The 19,841-nt window shown below is 56.4% G+C and carries 16 protein-coding genes and 1 pseudogene; 16 read left to right on the forward strand and 1 reads right to left on the reverse strand.

Annotation, left to right across the window (positions count from 1 at the left end):
- Positions 1 to 24: 24 nt before the first annotated feature.
- From NZD89_RS13480 to rhaI, 16 genes and pseudogenes are all read left to right on the forward strand, one after another.
- A pseudogene (locus NZD89_RS13480) lies at positions 25 to 873 on the forward strand (polyprenyl synthetase family protein); the annotation flags it as partial.
- Positions 874 to 1,604: 731 nt separating this feature from the next.
- Positions 1,605 to 2,180 (forward strand): CNNM metal transporter family protein, encoded by a 576-nt coding sequence (locus NZD89_RS13485; RefSeq protein WP_268008201.1) that lies wholly within the window; start codon positions 1,605 to 1,607, stop codon positions 2,178 to 2,180.
- Positions 2,181 to 2,192: 12 nt separating this feature from the next.
- Positions 2,193 to 4,076 carry a 1-deoxy-D-xylulose-5-phosphate synthase gene (gene dxs, locus NZD89_RS13490; RefSeq protein WP_268008202.1) on the forward strand — a complete coding sequence of 628 codons (1,884 nt, stop codon included), beginning with the start codon at positions 2,193 to 2,195 and terminating at the stop codon, positions 4,074 to 4,076.
- A complete protein-coding gene (locus tag NZD89_RS13495; protein ID WP_268008203.1) occupies positions 4,077 to 4,922 on the forward strand; it encodes a TlyA family RNA methyltransferase in 846 nt (281 codons plus the stop codon). It begins immediately after the preceding gene.
- 84 nt (positions 4,923 to 5,006) lie between these two features.
- Positions 5,007 to 5,459 (forward strand): hypothetical protein, encoded by a 453-nt coding sequence (locus tag NZD89_RS13500; protein WP_268008204.1) that lies wholly within the window; start codon positions 5,007 to 5,009, stop codon positions 5,457 to 5,459.
- Between the two features lie 15 nt (positions 5,460 to 5,474).
- Complete coding sequence (locus NZD89_RS13505; RefSeq protein ID WP_268008205.1) at positions 5,475 to 6,335, forward strand: NAD(+)/NADH kinase; 861 nt, start codon at positions 5,475 to 5,477, stop codon at positions 6,333 to 6,335.
- Positions 6,336 to 6,364: 29 nt separating this feature from the next.
- Positions 6,365 to 8,053: a DNA repair protein RecN gene (gene recN / locus NZD89_RS13510; protein ID WP_268008206.1), complete on the forward strand. Its 1,689-nt coding sequence runs from the start codon at positions 6,365 to 6,367 to the stop codon at positions 8,051 to 8,053.
- A gap of 88 nt (positions 8,054 to 8,141) precedes the next feature.
- Positions 8,142 to 9,419 (forward strand): SpoIVB peptidase, encoded by a 1,278-nt coding sequence (gene spoIVB, locus NZD89_RS13515; protein ID WP_268008207.1) that lies wholly within the window; start codon positions 8,142 to 8,144, stop codon positions 9,417 to 9,419.
- 192 nt (positions 9,420 to 9,611) lie between these two features.
- Entirely contained in the window at positions 9,612 to 10,418 is an 807-nt protein-coding gene (gene spo0A / locus NZD89_RS13520; RefSeq protein ID WP_268008487.1) for a sporulation transcription factor Spo0A, read from the forward strand.
- Between the two features lie 565 nt (positions 10,419 to 10,983).
- Positions 10,984 to 11,292, forward strand: a complete 309-nt coding sequence (locus NZD89_RS13525; RefSeq protein ID WP_268008208.1) for a hypothetical protein — start codon at positions 10,984 to 10,986, stop codon at positions 11,290 to 11,292.
- A gap of 287 nt (positions 11,293 to 11,579) precedes the next feature.
- A complete protein-coding gene (locus NZD89_RS13530; RefSeq protein ID WP_268008209.1) occupies positions 11,580 to 12,602 on the forward strand; it encodes a heavy metal translocating P-type ATPase in 1,023 nt (340 codons plus the stop codon).
- Positions 12,599 to 13,402, forward strand: coding sequence for an HAD-IC family P-type ATPase (locus NZD89_RS13535; RefSeq protein ID WP_268008210.1), 804 nt, complete (start codon positions 12,599 to 12,601; stop codon positions 13,400 to 13,402). Before NZD89_RS13530 ends, NZD89_RS13535 begins: the two co-directional genes overlap by 4 nt.
- A gap of 126 nt (positions 13,403 to 13,528) precedes the next feature.
- Positions 13,529 to 14,083, forward strand: coding sequence for a GNAT family N-acetyltransferase (locus NZD89_RS13540; RefSeq protein ID WP_268008211.1), 555 nt, complete (start codon positions 13,529 to 13,531; stop codon positions 14,081 to 14,083).
- A 182-nt stretch (positions 14,084 to 14,265) separates the two neighbouring features.
- Positions 14,266 to 15,762 (forward strand): rhamnulokinase, encoded by a 1,497-nt coding sequence (locus tag NZD89_RS13545; protein WP_268008212.1) that lies wholly within the window; start codon positions 14,266 to 14,268, stop codon positions 15,760 to 15,762.
- 24 nt (positions 15,763 to 15,786) lie between these two features.
- A complete protein-coding gene (locus tag NZD89_RS13550) occupies positions 15,787 to 17,832 on the forward strand; it encodes a bifunctional aldolase/short-chain dehydrogenase (RefSeq protein WP_268008213.1) in 2,046 nt (681 codons plus the stop codon).
- Between the two features lie 34 nt (positions 17,833 to 17,866).
- Positions 17,867 to 19,096 carry an L-rhamnose isomerase gene (gene rhaI / locus NZD89_RS13555; protein WP_268008214.1) on the forward strand — a complete coding sequence of 410 codons (1,230 nt, stop codon included), beginning with the start codon at positions 17,867 to 17,869 and terminating at the stop codon, positions 19,094 to 19,096.
- A gap of 91 nt (positions 19,097 to 19,187) precedes the next feature.
- On the opposite strand, the gene NZD89_RS13560 is transcribed toward rhaI, so the two are convergent.
- Entirely contained in the window at positions 19,188 to 19,841 is a 654-nt protein-coding gene (locus tag NZD89_RS13560) for a LutC/YkgG family protein (RefSeq protein WP_268008215.1), read from the reverse strand.

The following is a 19,841-nucleotide window of genomic DNA, read 5'->3' on the forward strand; positions in this document are numbered from 1 at the left end:
ATGTCCTATCTCGAAAGCTGTAAATCTGAACTCAATCAGTACCTGGAAACCGCCCTCGTCACGAGTGGGCTCGCGAAACGGCTGTACGACGCGATGAACTACAGTTTGTTGAATGACGGCAAGCGGCTGCGCCCGGCGCTGTGCATGGCGACGGCGGAGACGTTTGGAGTCGAGCGGCAGGCTGTGCTGCCTGCCGCAGCCGCGTTGGAGATGATCCACAGCTATTCGCTGATCCACGACGACTTACCTTGTATGGACGACGACGACTTGCGCCGCGGACAACCGACGAACCACAAGGTGTTTGGCGAGGCGATGGCGCTGCTCGCCGGGGACGGATTATTGACCGAGGCGTTTGTTCAACTGTCAAAGCCGCTGTCCGGAGTCTCGCCGGATCGACAGGTGTCGATGTTGCACACGCTCGCCTTGCGCGCGGGCGCGTCCGGCATGGTCGGAGGCCAAGCGGTAGACGTCGAACTGACTGGACAAGAGGGGACGCTCGCCGACGTGGAGTACATCCACCTCCACAAGACCGCTCGGTTAATTCAGGCTTCCATCGAAATCGGTGCCCTGTTCCCGGAACTGCCGACTGAGTGCGTCAAGGCCCTGTCGGTGTACGGCGAATCGCTCGGACTCGCCTTTCAGATGATCGACGACGTGTTGGACGTCGTGGGCTCGTCGGAGGAACTCGGCAAGACGCCGGGCAAGGATGTGCAGGCGAATAAACTGACGTACCCCCGATTTCTCGGCGTCGAGGAGACGAGGGAGCTGGCGGCGCAGGTCATCGGGCGCGGCGAGCAGGCGCTTCTTAAGGTCGGCATTGCATCGAGTCCATTGCGAGAACTTCAATCGGTGGTTCTGGAACGCACCCACTAGATCTTCCTGTGCGTCCGGGGCGGATGCAATGGCAGGATCGTTTGGCAACAATGAATTCTGTGGTTTTGCCGCGAATATGATATACTAAGTATCAGTTGAGATGCCTTATGAATGGGTGGCGCAGTATTCTAGTCAGCCGTCCGTGCTTGAAGGCGGGGCTAAAAATCCGCCAAAGGGCACATCGATGAAGTTCCTGGTGTTGGCTTGGGGCGCCCAGCCCTGGGCTTATGCTGGGAGTTAAGAAAGTTGGGTAGCCCGCAATGGCATGTGGAACCTAACCCAGCTTTCGCGGAGGCCCAAGTGCGTAGCTCGCAGTCCACTAGTGGAAGGGTTATGGCTTGGGGTATGAACCTGCATGCGGAGGCAATCTGTGTGCAGTGTAGCCTGCCTTGAGTGGTACTGAAGGATCCTAGGTATTCAGGCGAAGTGCCGCGGCCACGGTCACTTCGCTGGTGCTGGGTGAAATCCGTACTGCAAAAGAGGCTAGGGTGCGGTAACGGCTGCCGCGGAAAACGCCTAGACTGTTCGCTACAATGTGAGACACCTTGAGGATTATAGTGTGGACTAAGTGGTAATCTAGTCTGACAGTCGGTGACGCTGTCAAGTTGCGCTGAAAGGGAAACCGCCAGAACGGCGACGTTTTGGCGCGCGACTGGGAAAACCTACTGGACCTAAGCCACAGCGTTTACTCAAGGAGTTGCCACCCTTTCTCAATCACTACATATGGAGAAATGATGAAGAAATCGTCCAAATCGAAGTCAAACTATAAATTTATCGTGTTTGTTGCCGCACTGACGTTGCCTATCAGTGCGGTTTTCGATACATCTACTATCTTCCTCAATACGACGACATGGTATATTGGCGCGATTGTCGTGGTCTGTATCGTCTTTATCGGTGCGCTGTTTGATATGCTTGGCATGGCAGCGGCGGCCGCTCGAGAGACGCCATTCCACGCGATGGCGTCTAAACGCGTTTTTGGTGCGCGTCGCGCCATCGCGATCGTCCGAAATGCCGAAAAAGTGTCGAGTGTGTGTAGCGACGTCATTGGCGATATCGCAGGTGTCCTCAGCGGTGCTGGCGCGCTCGCGGTGAGCGTACAATTGCTTGCGACGATACACGTAGGTGGCTGGAGAGATGAGGCGGTGAAAATCGCCATCACCGCCGTCATTACATCCTTGACCGTAGGGGGAAAAGCGATTGGCAAGACGGTGGCAATTCATTCTCCTACCCCCATCATTCTGTTTGCAGCTCGTTTATGGGAAACTGTGTCCTTCGTGGACCGCGGTGCACAACGGCGAAAAAAGTGAGGCTTACGTTAGATGAACATCTTGGACCAGATCGATGAACCAGAAAAATTAAAGCGATTGACGACGGCGGAGCTCGTACAGCTCGCTAAGGAGATCCGGGCATTTCTCGTCGAATCGGTCTCCAAAACAGGGGGACACTTCGGTGCTAACTTGGGAGTGGTTGAACTCACCCTGGCGTTACACCGGGTATTTCACAGCCCCGAGGACAAAATTGTCTGGGACGTCGGGCATCAAGCCTATGTGCACAAGTTGTTGACTGGTCGTAAGGAAGGGTTTGCCTCGCTGCGCCAATTTGGCGGCATGGCGGGATTTCCGAGGCGGGATGAGAGCGTACACGATCAATTCGGCGTAGGACATGCGAGCACGTCGATTTCTGCCGCGCTTGGGATGGCGGTCGCACGCGATTTACAAAAGAAGGACAATCACGTCATCGCCGTCATCGGAGATGGTGCGCTGACGGGTGGCATGGCGATGGAGGCCCTCAACCATGCGGGGCACTTGGGAACGAATCTGTTGGTGGTGCTCAACGACAATGAAATGTCCATCTCGGAAAACGTCGGCGCGGTGTCAAAATACCTGACGAAATTGCGTTCGGACCCGACCTACGCACGAGCCAAGGCCGACTTGGAACAGATTTTGCGACGCTTACCTGCAATCGGAAATCGCTTGACGAACACGCTGGAGCGGTTCAAGGATGGCATGCGCAACTTGGTTGTACCTGGTCAATTTTTTGAGGCGTTCGGCTTTCGCTACTTAGGGCCTGTCGATGGGCACGATTTGGCGGGGATGATTCACACGCTGGAGGACGCAAAACGACTCAAGGGTCCCGTGCTCCTGCACGTGATCACGCAGAAGGGCAAAGGGTACGCGTCGGCGGAGAACGCTATCGACAAATGGCACGCTTGGCCGACTCCGAAGGGAGATAAGCAAACCAAGTCCTACAGTCAAATTTTCGCGGAAACGCTGCGCGATTTGGCCAAAGATGACCCGCGCATCGTGGCGGTCTCGGCGGCGATGCTGCCAGGTACCGGATTGTCCGCGTTCCAGTCTGCGTTTCCCAACCGGTGCTTTGACGTGGGCATCGCTGAACAACACGCGGCCACCTTCTGTGCAGGGCTGGCGACGCAGGGAATGCGCCCAGTGTTCGCGGTGTACTCGACATTTTTACAGCGCGCCTACGATCAACTGATTCACGATGTCGCGATTCAGAACTTGCCGGTGCTCTTCGCGGTCGATCGCGCCGGGCTCGTCGGCGCGGACGGCGAAACGCACCAGGGCGCGTTCGACATCTCGTACGCACGCACGCTTCCGAATCTGACCATTATGATGCCAAAGGATGCAGCGGAGTTGCGGCAGATGATCCATACGGCATTGACCTTGAATGGCCCTTGTATCGTCCGCTATCCACGGGCAGACACGCACCCGCTGGTCGAAACGTCGCCCATCGAACATGTTCCAATTGGCAAGGCCGAGATCGTGCGAGAGGGTTCCCAGGTGGCGATTTTCGCGCTCGGTCCGATGGTCGCTATGGCGGAGACTGCGGCGGACGCGTTACTGCAAGCTCACGGCATTTCTGCGAAGGTGGTCAACCTTCGATTCGTGAAGCCCTTGGATGAGGCGCTGGTAATTGAGTGCGGGCGACACATGCCGATTGTCACCGTCGAGGAGGCGTCGACGCTGGGCGGCGCGGGTTCCGCCATACTCGAGGCGCTCGCTGCAGCGGACGTCTGTACACCACTTCACCGCCTTGGCTTACCGGATGAGTTTATCCCGCATGGTGGGCGCAACGAGTTGTTGAAATCGATTGGGTTGACGGTCGATGGCATCGTGCAGGCGTGTCTCGACGTCGTTTCGGTTCAGACGGCTCGTCAAAGTCACATGTTGGTGGAGGACTAAATGGCTGGAACGCGTTTGGATGTGTTGTTGCACGCTCGCGGTCTGTACCCAAGTCGGGAAGCGGCGAGGCGGGCGGTGATGGCGGGCTTAGTCAAGGTCGGCGGCGAGCGGGCGGACAAACCAGGGATGAAAGTGCACGACGATGCGGTCGTCGACATTTTGGAACCGGAGCACCACTTCGTTTCCCGTGGCGGATTGAAATTGCAACAGGCCTTGGACCGGTTTGACGTGGATGTCACCGGCCGGGTGGCGATTGATGTCGGGGCTTCGACTGGCGGATTCACAGACTGTCTGTTACAGCACAGTGCCTCCCGTGTGTATGCCGTGGATGTCGGGTATGGGCAACTCGCGTGGACGCTCCGCAACGACCCGAGAGTGGTGGTCATGGAACGTACCAATTTCCGCCACGCCGACGAAGGGTTGTTTCAACCACAGCCCAGTCTCGCAGTTATGGACGTCTCTTTCATCTCGACCAAACTGCTGTTCCCGAAGCTGGCGGCCGTCTCCACAGATGGCGCGGACGTCATAAGTCTCGTCAAGCCTCAGTTCGAAGCCGGTCGCGGCTTTGTCGGAAAAGGGGGCATTGTGCGAGACGCCAGGGTTCATCTACGGGTACTTCTGGACATGCTGGATCATGTCACGTCCGTAGGTTGGTCTTGTCATGGACTCACGTTTTCTCCGATTTCCGGTGGAGACGGCAATATTGAATTCCTGGCCTGGTGGAAGATGGTAGAGGGCGACGAAAGCAGCAACTGGACCAGCGTCGCCAAAGCGGTGGTGGTTGAAGCGTGGAATGAGCTTCAGGGAGAGAACGTCGAATCGGTTCTGGAGAGTCCACTGGCCTAACGGACAATCTTGTGGCAGGATAGGACGACCGTATCCGTGATCACGTTTTTTGGACTGTTGGGCGCTTTTTGGTGTCTTTGGTATGTGACCAAATCCCTCGTGTTGGCGCGTCCCTCCAAACAGAAGGAGTCGCCGCCTGACGGACTTTTGCAAAGTGCCCTGCGATGGCTTTCGGACAATGACTACGACGTGCTCAATGCACAGAAGACGGCGGGTTACACCGCATACATCGGCGATTCTCTTGTCGGTTATAAAGAAGAAGCGGATTTTATTGCACGAAAGAACGGCCATGAGTATGCTGTGATTGTTGGGCTCGAAGACCTGTCCCAAGAGGAGATTTGTCAGCGGTACTTCCCGTTGTTTGCGATTCTAGACGTGCAAGGAATCATTTTTCTCAACATGCGGGATGAAACTGTACGGCACGTTGAGTTTGTTCTTCATCGACCACGCCGCCACCACTTTCGTCATCTGGTCTATCGAAGTCTTTGGTTTTCAGGGGGCATATTGTTCGCTTTTGCCTTGTTGCATCGCGCGTGATGGGGAGGGAAGGCCGTGCGAAAAATCGCACTTTTGTACAACCCAACCAAGGCGCAGGCGTGTTCCATTCGCGACGAACTGAATCGCCTGTTGACCGATGGGGGCATCGCGGTTACACACGTCGCTGTCGATCACGCCACGGACATCCTCGAAGTCGAACCGGAAATTCGGTTCGTCGAACTGGCCATGGTGCTCGGCGGCGACGGGACGTTGCTTGGCGTCGCTCGTCAATTGGCTCCTCATAACATTCCGCTGCTCGGGATCAACATTGGGCATTTGGGCTTCCTGACCGAATCGGAGCCGTCCCAGTTGAGACCTGCTGTCTCGAGAATTATTCAAAATGAGTACAATCTCGAGCACCGAATGATGTTGGAGGCAGAAGTGTACAGAAACGGTGAATTGCTTAGCAAGTTCACCGCGCTCAACGAAGTGGGGACGGGGAAGGGCGCATTCGCCCGCATGGTCACCGTCGACGTCCATGTCGACGGTGTGTACGTGGATACGTACCGGGGAGACGGGGTCATCATCTCCACGCCGACGGGATCGACTGCGTATTCGCTGTCCTGCGGAGGTCCCATCGTCAGCCCCAATTTGCAGGTGATGGTGATGACCCCAGTCTGCCCGCATACGCTGTTTTCCAGGCCGTGTGTCATCGACGCACAGCAGGTCGTGAAGCTGACCGTGAGGGCTAGTCACAGCGACCTCGGCATGACGGTGGATGGGCAACAGGGCGTTCACGTGCTGAGCGGGGACGAGATCTTTGTCAAAAAGGCCCCGTTCGATACGACTTTGGTGCGCTGGCCCGACAGGGAGTTCTTTGGCGTCTTGCGCAGCAAATTACATAACGGGAACGGCGACGACCCAACGCTCGCTTGAGTACAGCGTCGAGGAAGGCGGTGACGTAGATGTTGACTGAATTGTATGTGGAGAATTTCGTCCTGATCGATTCCTTGCGATTGGAGTTTGGACGTGGGCTACACGTCTTTACCGGTGAAACCGGGGCTGGGAAATCCCTTTTGCTCGACGCGACGCGGCTCGCGCTCGGCGGTCGAGCGTCGGCCGCGTCCATCCAACGCGGCGCGGACCACGCCTTGGTCGAAGCGGTGTTCGAGGTTGGGGCAAACACGTCCGCCGCGCGCATCCTCGCGGATTGGGAAGTGGGTCTCGAGGAGAACACGGTCATCGTCTCGCGCTCCCTCTACCTGAACGGCCGATCGACCTGCCGTGTCAACGGCCGGACGGTCACGGTGCAAATGTTGAAAACGCTTGGAGATGCGCTGGTCGAAATGCAAGGACAGCACGAATCCCAGGCGATGTTGACGAGTAGGTACCAGCGCACGCTCATCGACCTGTATGGGCAGCATCTCGACCTTGTCGAGAGCACGACACTGTCGTATCGGCGCGTGAGGCAGGCAAAGGAGCGGCTTCAGGCTGCGCAGGTCAGCGAGCGCGAGCGCGCACAGCAGATCGACATCTTGCAGTTTCAGATTCAGGAGATAGAGGCTGCGGGTGTCACGCCGGGGGAAGAGGAGTCCCTTCGGTCGGAGCGTCAGCGTTTATTGGCGTTTGAAAAGTTTCAGTCGTACGTGGACGAAATTTTAACCGCTCTCGAGGACCCGATGCACGGCGCGATTGCCCAACTCTCTGCCGCTCTTCACGGTGCCAACGAGCTCTCTACCAAGGTTAGCGATTTGGCGCAGGTTCACGAGATGATTTCAGCCGCCAAGGTGAATGCCGAAGAAGCCGCCTTTACTACGAGCAAGTTCGCTTCGCGATTGGATGTTGATCCACTTCGGATTCAAGAAATTGAAGATCGGCTTGTCGCCATCCGCACACTCACGCGCAAATACGGTCCGACGCTCGACGACGTTCTGTCACATCTGATGTCGAGCAAGGCGTCGCTGAACGCGTTGCTGAAGCACGACGAGGTTCTGGATGCCTATCGCCACGAACTGAATGACGCAGAACAGGCGTATCTAAACTTGGCCGAGCGCTTGTCGAGAGCCCGCGGGCAGGCGGCAGCGACCCTGCAGAGGGAAGTTCAAGCACGCCTGCACGATTTGCATATGAACGACGCCCGCTTCGAAGTCGCCGTGACCAGTGACCCAGCTCAGTGGACGGAGGAGGGCGTTGACCTCGTCGAGTTTTTATTCAGTGGGAATCCTGGCGAAGGGTTGGCACCCCTCCAAAAAGTTGCATCGGGCGGCGAATTATCGCGCACACTACTCGCATTGAAAGTCGTCGTGGCCGATTTGGAGCAGGTGGACACCTTGATATTCGACGAGATCGACGCCGGGGTAAGTGGAGACGCCGCCCAGCGCGTCGCCGAGATGCTCCGCGCACTGGGGGAACATCGTCAAGTGTTGTGCGTGACGCACTCAGCCCAGGTCGCAGCCGCCGGGCACGAACACTTTCAGATTGTGAAGGAGACGGTGGACGGCCGGGCGCATACCACTATCCAGGGCCTCGATCATACCGCTCGGCGGGATGAGATTGGCCGCCTCTTAGGAGCAGGTGTATCGGACGATACGGCACTTCGGCACGCGGACGCACTGTTGGAAAGCTTCCGAAAGGACACCATCACCCACACGTAGGTGGGAGCTTTTTTTCATTATAAGACGGCTCCCTACGGGTACCTTAGGACTACGTTTCCACTGAGGTGCTGTCAAGGGGGGAAGGCAAATGGCTGGTCGCCTGCGCACGATTCGGTTTGTTGGACTTCTTGCAATTACTGTAGCATGCTTCACACCCGCTGTTCAAAAGATGGCTTCCACACCGACACAGGTCAGTATGGTCACGGGCGACACTGTCGCTCTCCCAATGACCGGTACGCAACCATCGACTTCGTCGTCATCCATTGCATCCACTTACAAGGCATCATCCTCTTCATGCACCGTTACTTCCACAGGTCCTGGGGACACGGACATCTCGGGCAAGCGTTTCGGAATTATTCCTTGGAAGACACACATTCACGTGGAACCTGCTGCGCGCGTTATGGTTGGCGGGCAGGCGGTCGGTATCCGCATCCAAAGCACGGGACCCGTGGTAGTGGGTTTTCGCCGGTTGACGGACGGGTCATCTCCGTGTGCGAATGCGCATATGCAGTTGGGGGATCGGATCATTTCCGTCAATGATCGGCGAATCGAAACCGCCAGCGACCTACAAGCGGCCCTTCGAAGCAGGGGGCAGGCTGTGCACATGACCGTCGTACGGGGAAACACGACAAAACAGTTTACGCTGTCGTTCAAAGACGCCTCTGTTCATCAGCTTGGCCTGTACGTCCGAGACAGAACGGTAGGAGTGGGCACGCTGACCTTTTACGATCCCGCCCATCACACGTTCGGTGCCCTAGGCCATATCATTACGGATGCGGATACGGGTCAACCTGTGGTTGGGGCAGGGGGATTGTATCAAGCGTCGATCACCGGACTCCAACCGGGTGCGGCCGGGGCTCCAGGCGAGAAACGTGGGACCTTCTCATCTGCGAGTACACCGCTCGGACACATTGACGTGAATACACCATACGGCGTGTTTGGGTCAATGTCGCGGCCGCCAGTGCGCACACCCGTTCCTGGCATCTTGGACGTGGCCCTTCCCGAGCAGGTACACGAGGGCCCGGCTAAAATGTATACGGTGGTACACGGTACGAGAGTGGAGGGGTTTGATGTGCGCATCGACAACGTAGCACGTCAGTCCAATCCAGCGACGAAAAGTATGATTGTCCGCGTCACCGACCCTCGACTGTTATCTGAAACAGGTGGTATCATTCAGGGGATGAGCGGAAGTCCTCTGGTACAGGACCACCGCTTAATTGGGGCTGTGACACACGTGTTCGTGTCCGATCCTACGCGTGGATATGCAGTGTATGCCATGTGGATGTTTCGACAGACCCGGTTATCGGGCAAACAACAGACGCCGTCCACAGTTTCTTTCCTTCATCCCAGACGATACGCGGTATAAAAGTCGCGAATGTGTAATAAAATGTTAGTGCGACAAAGAGCCATCCTATGTGATGCTCTTTGTCGAATTATGTAGAATCACACGGGATACTCACGAAAAGTATTACATAGATTTGGCAGGAGTGGCGCACGAATCGTCGAATTCTATACACTGTTAGATGTACGTCAGGGAGGGAGTCTGTCTGTGTCGTTAATGAAGGTTTTAATTGCCGACGATAATCATGAATTCGCTGACTTACTCGGGGAATTCATTTCATCTCAGCCCGATATGGAACTTTGCGGAATCGCTTACAATGGGAATGATGTTCTCAATTTGGTAAGGGATACCCATCCAGACGTTCTCGTTCTTGACATCATCATGCCAGTGCTGGACGGCATTGGTGCGCTGGAGCGGCTTGGCGACGTCGGAGGTAAAATGCCAAAGGTGATCATGCTGACCGCTTTTGGGCAAGAAACTGTCACCCGGCGTGCAGTGGAGCTAGGCGTGTCGTACTTCATCCTGAAGCCGTTCGATATGCCGCTTTTGGCCGATCGAATTCGTCAAGTCGTACAGGGGAACGCGGCGCCCGTCGCAGCGGCTGTGCAACAGCAATACGCGAGTCCGGTTTTCTCCGCGACGACCCACGCGAATCAGGTGCCACAACGCAGATCTGTCGACGCTCAGATAACTCAGATTATTCACGAGATCGGGGTTCCAGCGCACATCAAGGGATACCACTATCTGCGTGAAGCCATTGGAATTGTCTACGACGACGTGGAAATCCTCGGATCGATTACAAAAATCCTCTATCCACGGATTGCGGACCGCTATAAGACCACACCGTCACGTGTGGAGCGCGCCATTCGCCACTCGATTGAAGTCGCATGGGGCCGCGGAAACATGGATGCAATTCGCAAAGTGTTCGGTTACACAGTCAGTGCATCCAAGACGAAGCCCACCAACTCAGAATTTATCGCCATGATCGCGGATAAGTTGCGGATGGAACACAAGGTGGTCTAAAGTCCCCTCGGTGGCGATGTAAGTGTTGGAAGAGTTTGTACATGTGGTTCGCCGTTGAAATTGTTACGAACGCAGCGCACGTTTGCATTCGAAAGCCAACAAACACTCCGTATTTATTGGTTTCCCTTAGACCAATGAATAGGGAGTGTTTTTGCGTGGCCAGCACGTTTGCAACATACCCAATGCGTCCATGATCATTTTAATAACCGTCTCCTAATATTAGCGGACTAACAATACACCAGAACAAGAGACGATCTGATTGTGCGAACCATCCTCTCAGGGTGTCTTACGCAAATCGTCGCGACGACTTTTTGCAGGTTTGAAGCTGCAAAGTCGCCAGGGAGCGGATTCGGGGAGTTACAGCACCTCGCAGATGTAGGCAAGCTTTGCTCGCAGAAGCATAGGATACCGATGTGGGGCATGTAGCAACAAGACGACGGTGATCAGGGGTGGCGCGATGCTCTTCGTGACGAGTTTTCTCGGGTCTTGTCTCGGTTTTATCGTATGTTATCGGACACTTGTGCAACTTCATCACGTCAGGGATCCGTTTCGAATGAGAGTCTGCATGTTGAACAGTATGTCGCTCGCCTTTGTGTTCTCGATGTTCGTCGAACTCGCGACTGGAAGTAAAATGATCGCTGTCATCTTGCCGCTGCTCTCTGTTTGTGTTCCGCTCATCCTCTCGATGAAACCGTTGAACGTGCTCGATGTCATCGAGTCGGGTATCGCGTCGCTGATGAGTATATCCATGAGCGTCATGCTCATTGGGATGATTGAAAACAAAGTGATCTGGCTCATTCAATGTTTGTTGCTCGCCATTGAGTTTTTGCTGTATCTATCCGTCACCCGCGGCGTGTCACACGACGCATCCTGACGCACAAGCAATGAGGTGTCGCTCGTTGGTGCGTTCAGTTGCGCGGTCGTATCTCCATCATCTTTGGTTAGCCGCGCTACACATGGACAATCTACATCCCGATGCCTAACTAATGGAGACTTAACTTGACGTATATACCTTACGGGGGTATGGTTTTGTTTAAGAAAGAAAGGGTGAAACGTGAGGCGTTGACAAACGCGTCCGGTGGCGGGGGAAAATTGACGAACTGATGCAAGTGATTCGTCAGGTTACGCAGTCGTAAGACGGCATAGGAGGAGTTGTGACCTGTGGCAGATATCAGGGAATTGACCCTGCTTGTTGAAGGAATGACATGTGCCGCGTGTGCAGCTCGCATTGAAAAGGTCGTTGCACGAATCGACGCCGTCAAGTCGGTCAACGTCAATTTGGCTACCGAGAAGGCGCGCATCTCGTATATGCCCGGTGCGGTCGAGGAATCTGACCTAATTCGGGCTGTGGAGAAGGCTGGCTATGGGGCAAAGTTCGCATCTCAATCTTCTCTACAGAAGGAGCGGGACAAAAGGGACAGGGATTACACACGAGCGGTCATGAAGTTCTGGGTTTCAGTCGTGCTCACGCTACCTCTGGTTGTGCAAATGCTCTACATGCTCGTCGGCGGAATGAGGTTTTTGCCCAACTGGGTGTCATGGGTCCTCGCGACGCCCGTACAGTTCTATGTCGGCTGGAGGTTTTATCGAGGGGCGTATCACTCCCTGCGCGGGGGTGCAGCCAATATGGATGTGCTGATCGCTTTGGGTACGTCGGTCGCTTATGTAGATAGTGCCGTTTTGACAGTCCTCGGGAAGCACGACGTGTTCTTTGACAGTTCGGCGGCGGTCGTGACGTTGGTCTTTATGGGGAAGTTACTCGAATCTCGAGCCACGGCAAAGTCGGGTGTTGCCATTGAGGCATTGGCCAAGCTCGGTGTGAAAGTAGCCCATGTCGTCAGGGATGGCGTGGAGACGGACGTTGCCGTGGAGGAACTTCGCATTGGCGACAAGGTTCGGGTGAGACCCGGAGAGAAAGTTCCAACCGACGGCGTCGTGATAGAGGGCAACGTCACTGTAGACGAATCATTTTTGACGGGTGAATCGATGCCCGTTTCGAAAGCGATGGGGGCATTGGTCGTCGGGGCATCTGTCTATCAAACGGGCGCGTTTACGATGGAAGTCACCAGGGTTGGTGCGGATACGGCACTGGCTCAAGTAATACGACTGGTCGACAATGCACAAGGCTCCAAAGCGCCGCACTCGAGCGTCAAAGCGAACATCCACTTGCCGCGGCCGTCGTGAGACGCGCGACCGACGAAAGGGAGAAAAGGGTCGATGCGTCCGACGTCGAGGCCTTACCTGGTAAGGGAGTGAAAGGTGTTGTGGACGGGGACATCATTCGCGTGGGGAACCGTCGCTGGCTGGCGGAGAACGGAGTGGCGTCATTCCCCGACGAAGTACTCAGCAACTTTGAAGCGTCGGGGAAGACGGCGGTCATCGTCGCATCCGAAGCGCACATCCTAGGCGTTCTGGCGATAGCCGACGCGGTGAAGGACGACGCGCGGGACACCATTGAGGAACTGGAACAGATGGGCATTGAGGTATGGATGATCACCGGGGACAACGAGCGCACAGCGTGCTGCGTCGCGGAAGAAGTCGGTATCCAACACGTGATGGCTGGCGTCTTACCAGGTGACAAATCGGCAAAGGTTGAGGGTCTCCGTAAACTTGGCCGGGTCGTGGCGATGGTGGGTGACGGGATCAACGATGCACCGGCATTGGCTGCCGCGGACATCGGTATCGCAATGGGCACGGGTACAGATGTCGCCATGGAAGCGGCCGACATCGCCCTCATGCGCGGAAACACCCACGGGGTAATCGACGCCATCAGACTTTCCAATGCGACGATGAAAAAAATACGCCAGAACCTGTTCTGGGCGTTCATTTTTAACAGCCTGGGCATCCCGCTCGCCGCGCTTGGCCTGTTAAGCCCAATTGTCGCCGGAGCAGCGATGGCGATGAGCTCCGTGAGCGTCGTCTCGAATAGCTTGTTGCTTCGGCGCCTCAAACTCGGAAGGGGGATGCCTGCAGTCAAACCGTAAAACGCCATTGACGGGATTGGACGTCGCTGTGTATTATGAAAAAAATCCCAATTAGAACGACTTTGACAAAGCAATCCTGATTTCCGTATTGAAGCGTGCGTCGGGTCGAGGACCCGGCGAATAAGGGTGGTACCACGGTCTCACGTCCCTTGCGGATGTGGGGCCAGTTCAATTCGCATCTTGACGCAAAAGGATGCAAAAAGGTATCGGGATATACGCATGCAAGCCCTGCGCGAAAATCCGGAGTCGTTCCTCACGACGTACGGCGACTACGCGTCCAGGCCGATCGAAGAGATTGCGTCTCAACTGCACCCGACGGATGACAAGTTCACACGTGGGGCGTTTGCTCCGGACAATCGGCTCGTCGGAACTGCGACGTTCGTGCGCGAGATGGCCATGAAGGTCAGGCACAAGGCTAGTCTGCAGGCGATGTTCGTCGCCAACGAGGCGCGACGGCGTGGGGTTGGACGGAACTTGCTCGCGGATTTGATTGTAAGGGCAAGACGGCTTCCTGGGGATTTCCATGCGATGGCCGACCGATTGCGCCAGAAATGCGTTCGCGTGATTCGCGGGCCGGTGGAACGCGGCGGCGGGTGGACCATCAATTTTCTCGATCCCGACGGCACACAGCTGAAGTTCCACACAGCTACATTGGCGGACAGAATGACGGACTGGGTGTGACATCGGTATTTGGATACCTGTGTCGATGTGGCGGCCTAGGGTGGATAGGTGGGCGCAAAGACCGGGGAACAAGGTGTCGAGATGCACCATGTTGACGGCGAGATCGGCCATGATTTCCTTGCGCCCAACGAGGAGACTAGACGTAAACGCTTTCGATGAACCGCTCTAGGGGGTGACAGACTGTGCTCAATTTGCTCTCCGTGGATCTCGGGGCATCATCTGGACGCGTCATGCGTGCGGCGTTTAACGGTGAGGCGTTGAGTCTGCAAGAGGTTCGACGATTTCGCAATCACCCCGTTCACATTTCAAACCGAATGTACACCAATGTGTACGGCATTTTCCAAGAGATGAAGTGGGGGATTGCCGAGGTCGTCAAAACGCACGGACACATTGAGTCCATGGCCATTGACAGCTGGGCGGTGGATTTTGGACTTCTCGACGCAGGCGGGCACTTGTTGGATTTGCCGCGGCACTACCGAGATCCCCGCAATGTCAACGCGATGCGCGAAGTGGTATCGCACATCGGAAAATCGCAACTGTTCCAGCGAACAGGGATTCAGTTGCAACCGTTCAATACGCTCTATCAGCTCTACGCGATGGTCCAGGAGAACGCAAATTTGGTGGCCGCAGCGAACCAGTTATTGCTGTTGCCTGATCTGCTGAACTTCTTCCTCGCGGGGGAAGCGGCTGCAGAGTTCACCAACGCGACGACCACCCAACTTCTCGAAGCACATACAGCAAATTGGGATCTCGACTTAGCTTCACAACTGCAGTTGCCGGCTCGGTTATTGCCGGACATCGCCCAGCCTGGAAACGTATTAGGCGTCATTCGCGACCACGAACTACTACAGACGGGACAACTCGCGACAACCCGCGTCGTTCACACGGCCTCCCACGACACCGCAGCAGCTGTCGTCTCCGTGCCGGCCAGTGAACAGAACTACGTGTATATCAGTTCCGGGACTTGGTCGCTGATGGGGACCGTGGTCAACGAGCCCGTGATCGGCGACTTGACAGACAAGTTCAACTTTACAAACGAGGGAGGGCTCGGGAACTATCGGTTGCTGAAGAACGTGATGGGCCTTTGGCTGATTCAGGAGGTGCAGCGCGCACTGGAGGCGCTCGGGGAGGCCTCTGACATTTTGCGGTTGGTGCATCGTGCACGAATGGCGGCCCCGTTTCCATACATGTTCGATCCCGACGATCCCCGTCTCCTACAAGTCGGAAACATACCGGACACAATCCGTCAAATCTGCGTTGAGACCGGGCAGCGTCCCCCGGCCGATTCCGGTTCCCTGGTTCGCGGCATCTTTGAGTCGCTGGCACTGAAATACAGGATGGTGCTCGACCAACTCGAACTCGTGACAGGTCAGCACTACGGGGCCATTCACATCGTCGGGGGTGGATCGCAAAATCAGTTGCTATCGCAATTTGCGGCCAATGCGACGGATCGCATGGTGATCACAGGACCGGTCGAGGCGAGCGCCACTGGCAACGCGTTGGTCCAACTGCTCGCCATTGGCGAAGTGGCTGGTATCGAGGAGTTGACACAGCTCGTCCGGCAGTCTGTCGAACCGGTGTCATACTTGCCGCGAGATACGGACGTTTGGGCAGGTGGATACGACGCGTTTCAACGCATCGTCGCGAAGCAAGCGGCGGCTCACAACCTAACGATATAGCGTGTAAACAGGAGGCGAATAAAGATGGTGACGACGGAGACAGTGACAAGTTTGCAGGCGTTGGTACAGAGATCCAATCAGCTTGGTGCCGACCGGAGCGTGTGTAACTGGGGGGGTGGCAATACGTCCGCAAAATGTCGGACAGTGGACCATATGGGGCGGGAGATCGACGTCCTGTGGGTCAAGGGCAGCGGTTCCGACCTGGCGGAGGCGACCGAGCGAAGCTTTACGGCGTTGCGCCTGTCGGAGGTGCTGCCGCTGTTCGAACGGGACCAGATGTCGGACGAGGAAATGGTCGCCTATCTCGCGCGCTGTATGTTGGATAGCAAGCATCCTCGCTCGTCCATCGAGACGTTACTCCACGCATTTCTTCCCTTCCCGCACGTCGATCACACGCATCCGGACAGCATCATTTCCCTGTGTTGCAGCGACAACGGCCGCTTACTCGCCGACGAGATCTTTGGAGATAGGGCGGTGTGGGTACCGTACATTCGCCCTGGCTTCGAGCTGTCGAGGATGATTGGCCAGGCGGTACGCGAGAACCCGAAGTGTGAATTGGTGCTCATGGAGAAGCATGGTTTGATCACCTGGGGAGATACTTCAAAGGCGTGTTACGCGAACACGAAGCGCATCGTCGCACAAGCGGCCGACTACATTGCAGAGCGCCTCAATCAGAAGACGCTGTTTGGCGGTCAGAAGTACGTCACCTTGCCTGTACAAGCGCGGACGGCGACTGCAGCGGCTGTCATGCCAACTATTCGCGGCATCGTCTCCGAGTTTCGCCATGCCATCCTCACGTACGACGACGGCGAAGACTTCCTCCAGTTTGTCGGCAGCCAGGACGCCGCAACGTTGTCGCAAGTGGGTGCCGCATGTCCGGATCACTTAGTGCACACGAAGCGCAAACCCTTATATGTCGATTGGGACCCAAGCTCCGGCGACGTTCAGTCGCTGAAGGAACAAATTCGCAGTGGCCTCAATGAGTACAAAGATGAATACATCACGTACTACGAGACACACGTCGATCTCGACGTCCCCATGCACGACCCGTATCCGCGCGTCATTCTGATCCCTGGGGTAGGAGCCATTGGCACGGGCAAGAACAAAAAGATGTCGAATGTCGCCATCGCGTTGTATCGTCGCGCTGTGTCGGTGATGAAGGGGGCAACGACCTTGGGGACGTTCGTGTCGCTTGGGGAAAAGGAGTCGTTCGACGTCGAGTATTGGCCACTTGAGCTCTATAAATTGTCGTTGGCGCCACGCGACGAGGAACTGGCTCACAAAGTCGCCTATATCACTGGTGGGGCTGGCGGTATCGGCAGTGCGACGGCTCGTCTGATGGCCGCAGAGGGGGCACATATTGTGCTCGCAGATCTGGCGCATGAAGCGGCGACAAACCTAGCCGCGCAGCTGAACACGGAATTTGGCGAAGGAACTGCGGTGGGGGTGCCACTCGACGTCACCGACGAACAACGGGTGGTTGATTCATTTCAACAGGCGGTGCTGAACTACGGCGGCGTCGACATTTTTGTGTCGAATGCGGGTCTCGCAAGTTCTTCTCCGTTCACGGAGACGACGCTGCAGGATTGGAATCGCAATCTGAACGTACTTGGGACTGGATACTTCCTGACGACGCGCGAGGCGTTTCGCGTGATGGTCGAGCAACAGCGAGGCGGCTCTGTGATCTTCGTCACTTCCAAAAACGCCGTGTACGCGGGCAAGGACGCGGCGGCATACAGCGCGGCTAAAGCGATGGAAGGCCACCTGGCCCGTTGTCTCGCGGTCGAAGGAGGCCCGCATGGCATTCGCGTGAACGCTGTGTTGCCGGATGCTGTGTTGCAGGGATCGAACATCTGGAACTCGGCGTGGCGCGAAGAGCGCGCGCGCGCATATGGCATTCATCCTGACCAGCTCGAGGAGCACTACCGCCGGCGCACCATTTTGAATGTCAACATCACGACAGACGACATCGCACAGGGGATTGTGTTCTTTGCGTCGTCGAGGTCAGAGAAGACCACTGGGTGTATGTTGACCATCGATGGTGGCGTAGCTGCCGCATTTCCTCGCTAAGAACTGAACATTTCGTGGAGGACGGTGTGTACACGTGGGCCAATGGAGTGACAGGGCATACGCCTTATTCGAGGAGCAGCAGGCCGAGAGAGGCATCGACATCGAGTGGGTCAAGGGGCGGTTGACGGGGCTCAAAGTTGAGACCCCGTCCTGGGGATACGGTGACTCTGGCACGCGTTTCAAAGTGTTCAAAAAGGTTGGCGTGCCACGCAATCCGTTTGAGAAGTTGGACGATGCCGCCGTGGTTCACCAGTTGACCGGCGCTTGCCCGACTGTGGCTATCCACATTCCGTGGGATAAGGTGGACGACTACGGCGAACTCAGGTCTTACGCAGAGTCTGTCGGACTGCGCATCGGCGCCGTCAATCCGAACGTGTTTCAGGAAGACGACTATATGCTTGGCAGTGTGACGAACGCGGACCCGCAGATTCGTCGCAAGGCCATAAATCACCTGCTCGAGTGCGTGGACGTCATGAAGCAAGTGGGTTCCGACGCCTTGAGCCTGTGGTTCGCGGACGGGACGAACTACCCCGGGCAAGCCCATCTTCGTCGACGGAAACAGTGGCTGCAAGAAGCACTTGCAGAGACCTACCAAGCGCTCTCATCGAATATGAAGATGTTGATTGAGTACAAGTTTTTTGAACCAGGCTTTTACCATACCGATTTGGCGGATTGGGGGATGGCCTTTAACGCCGCAGCGAAATTGGGACCTCAAGCTGAGGTGCTGGTTGACACGGGGCATCACGCGCCTGGAACGAACGTCGAACATATTGTGTCGTATTTGCTGGACGAGGGGAAGTTGGGTGGGTTTCACTTCAACAGTCGGAAGTACGCGGACGACGATTTGATCGTGGGATCGACTAATCCGTACGAATTGTTCTTGATCTTCTATCAGATCCTCGAAGCGAGTCGAGATGTCAATCCGCTCGTCCGAGAAACGGCGGAGAACATCGCGTACATGATTGACCAGAGCCACTCGATTGAACCGAAAATTCCGGCGATGATCCGCTCGATAGCCAACATTCAAACGCAGTATGCAAAGGCGCTGCTCATCAATCACGACGACGTGCGGGCACTGCAGGCCAAGAATGATGTCCTGGGTGCCGAAAACGCCGTGCGGAGCGCATTTGAGATGGATGTCACGCCGCTTTTGACCGCCGTCCGCGAAGAACAGGGACTTCCCGTGGATCCGATGCGCGCCTTCCTCGAAAGTGGCTATCAGGAGCACATCGCGAGTCGCGGGATAGGGGGCAGTAGTTGGTGAGTTTGAAGCCCCGCAGTGCAGGTTGTGGAGTATCGGGGCGCGACCGAGCTTGTGCGAAGCGACATCGGTAGGGGGCAGTTCACACTGCCCCCTACTTCGTCGTTTTGCCCCCCTTGAGCATCAGTACGGTCACCCTCGCAGGGCCATGGACCCCGATACTTTGGTCGTTTTCAATGTCCGACGAGCGGCTTGGGCCACTCACAAAATGAACCGACGCCGGCAATCTGTCGGGAGGGAGGGCGGGAAAGACTTCGCCGAGGCGAAGGTAGACCTGGTCTTCGGTCATCACCACGATGTGGACAAGGGGCAGCACGTGCGTGCCGCGGCCCTTCGCTCTGTCGCTCGTCATCACAATCGTTCCGGTGTCGGCGATTGCGCACATGCAGCCTGTGATGCCCACTTGTACGTCGGCAAACTCATGGGGTGTCGTCTCATCGAAGCGAAGGGCAGACCATTTCGCGAGGATGGGTTCCACGTCGACGCGCCAATCGGCAGTTCGCCCCCACGCGCCTACCTGTCGCGGCGACAGTTCCAGGATGAGCCCATCTAGGCGGTTCAGGAGCTCGGCTTCGGTGTCGAAAAACTCGATGTCTCCTGCCAGTGCTGTAAAGCGTTCGGTGAACCGCGCCACCAGGGCCTCTTTGGCTAGCGAACGCTGCGCCCAAAACTCCGGGACGCCGACGACCGGCCTTGGGCTTGGAGGAGCCCCCAGTGTGCGGCCGAGACGCGTCGCGACATTCGCCAA

The organism is Alicyclobacillus fastidiosus (assembly GCF_026651875.1).
GTDB lineage: Bacteria > Bacillota > Bacilli > Alicyclobacillales > Alicyclobacillaceae > Alicyclobacillus > Alicyclobacillus fastidiosus.

Coding starts and splice junctions, on each gene's coding strand:
- NZD89_RS13495 (WP_268008203.1), top strand. CDS start 4,077: ATGGCTGGAACGCGTTTGGATGTGTTGTTGCACGCTCGCGGTCTGTAC.
- dxs (WP_268008202.1), top strand. CDS start 2,193: ATGAACATCTTGGACCAGATCGATGAACCAGAAAAATTAAAGCGATTG.
- recN (WP_268008206.1), top strand. CDS start 6,365: ATGTTGACTGAATTGTATGTGGAGAATTTCGTCCTGATCGATTCCTTG.
- NZD89_RS13485 (WP_268008201.1), top strand. CDS start 1,605: ATGATGAAGAAATCGTCCAAATCGAAGTCAAACTATAAATTTATCGTG.
- spoIVB (WP_268008207.1), top strand. CDS start 8,142: ATGGCTGGTCGCCTGCGCACGATTCGGTTTGTTGGACTTCTTGCAATT.
- NZD89_RS13525 (WP_268008208.1), top strand. CDS start 10,984: ATGTTGAACAGTATGTCGCTCGCCTTTGTGTTCTCGATGTTCGTCGAA.
- NZD89_RS13550 (WP_268008213.1), top strand. CDS start 15,787: ATGGTGACGACGGAGACAGTGACAAGTTTGCAGGCGTTGGTACAGAGA.
- spo0A (WP_268008487.1), top strand. CDS start 9,612: ATGAAGGTTTTAATTGCCGACGATAATCATGAATTCGCTGACTTACTC.